Annotated in this window: 2 protein-coding genes and 1 rRNA gene; 2 read left to right on the top strand and 1 reads right to left on the bottom strand. The window is 55.8% G+C overall.

Annotated elements, in window-relative coordinates:
* A 5S ribosomal RNA gene (gene rrf / locus AACY42_RS28905) occupies positions 1–80 on the top strand; the annotation flags it as partial.
* Here the strand turns inward: rrf and AACY42_RS28900 are convergent.
* Positions 81–641: a hypothetical protein gene (locus AACY42_RS28900; RefSeq protein WP_445261770.1), complete on the bottom strand. Its 561-nt coding sequence runs from the start codon at positions 639–641 to the stop codon at positions 81–83.
* On the opposite strand from AACY42_RS28900, the gene tnpC reads away from it, so the two are divergent.
* A partial coding sequence (tnpC, locus tag AACY42_RS28420; protein WP_339483822.1) for an IS66 family transposase occupies positions 591–1482 on the top strand: 892 nt, incomplete at its 3' end. The genes AACY42_RS28900 and tnpC overlap by 51 nt on opposite strands.

Below are 1482 nucleotides of genomic sequence, written 5' to 3'. Positions count from 1 at the left end.
ATCCCGAACTCAGCAGTGAAACGATGCATCGCCGATGGTAGTGTGGGGTTTCCCCATGTGAGAGTAGGTCATCGTCAAGATTAAATTCCGAAACCCCTATCTGCTGACGCAGGTAGGGGTTTTGTTTGTAAACGATCCATCACCCACACATTCAAAGCCGCCCATTGAAGCTCGATGCTGCGCTCCCGATCTCTTTCTGGAGCCAGCACCTCATGATGCGTCCCGACGCCAAAGTCGAAAAAGTCTACCTCTACCCCAAACCCGTGGACTTCCGATAATCCATCGACGGCCTGGCCGCCCTGGTCGAGCTGGATATCAAGGTGGCGGTCTTCGACCCGGTACTTTTCGTTTTTCTGAATCGCTCCCGTAACCGAGTGAAAATCCTCTATTGGGAGCGCAACGGCTTCTGTCTTTGGCTCAAGCGCCTGGAATCCGAGCGTTTCAAAGCCTCGCCCGACGCCACCGACGAAGCCATCGTCTTGAACGTCCAGGAATTGAACTGGTTGCTCGACGGTTTTGACCTGTGGCGCAACCGCCCCCACCAAGTTTTGACGCCACGATTCGTGGCTTGATTGGGTATAATCCGGGCCATGATTTCCATGCCCGACGACGTCCCCGATGACTTGGCTGCCCTCAAGCAATTACTTGCTCAGATGCAGTCGAAGGTCGTTCTTCTTGAAGAGGAGAATGCGCTACTTCGTCAGCGTTTGTTCGGGCGTAAGTCCGAACAAACCGCTGATCCGGCGACACCGCAACTGCCGCTGTTCAATGAAGCCGAAAGTATCGAGACGCCCGCACCTGTTGAAGCGGACGAAGAAGTTGTCACTCCCACCAAGCGCCGTGGCAAACGCAAACCCCTGCCGGCTGACTTGCCACGCATCGAAATTATCCACGATCTCCCCGAGCATGAACTGAGCTGCATTTGCGGCTGCCGTAAACATGCCATCGGCGAAGAAACCAGTGAACAGCTGGAGATCGTGCCGATGCAGATCCGGGTGATCAAACATATCCGCAAGGTTTACGGTTGCCGTGGCTGTGAAACAGCACCGGTCACTGCCGACAAACCCGCGCAATTGATCGAAAAAAGCATGGCCAGCCCCAGCGTGCTGGCCATGTTGCTGACCACCAAGTATGTCGATGGCCTGCCGCTGCACCGCTTCGAAAAAGTTCTCGCTCGCCACGGTGTCGATATCCCGCGTCAAACCCTGGCTCGCTGGGTGATCCAGTGCTGCGAACACTTCCAACCGCTACTGAATCTGATGCGTGAGCGTTTGCTGGAAAGTCCGGTGATTCATTGCGATGAAACGCGAGTGCAGGTACTCAAAGAGCCGGATCGAGATCCGACAAGCCAATCTTGGATGTGGGTACAAGCCAGCGGCCCGCCGGAACGCCCGGTGATCCTTTTTGATTACACCACCAGCCGAGCGCAGGAGGTGCCGTTGCGGCTGCTCGCCGATTATCGTGGCTATCTGATGACCGACG

The sequence above is a fragment of the Pseudomonas sp. RL_5y_Pfl2_73 genome (assembly GCF_963970515.1).
Taxonomy (GTDB): Bacteria; Pseudomonadota; Gammaproteobacteria; order Pseudomonadales; family Pseudomonadaceae; genus Aquipseudomonas.
Note: the sequence above shows the minus strand (reverse complement) of the source record. Positions and strands in the feature narration are given on the sequence as shown.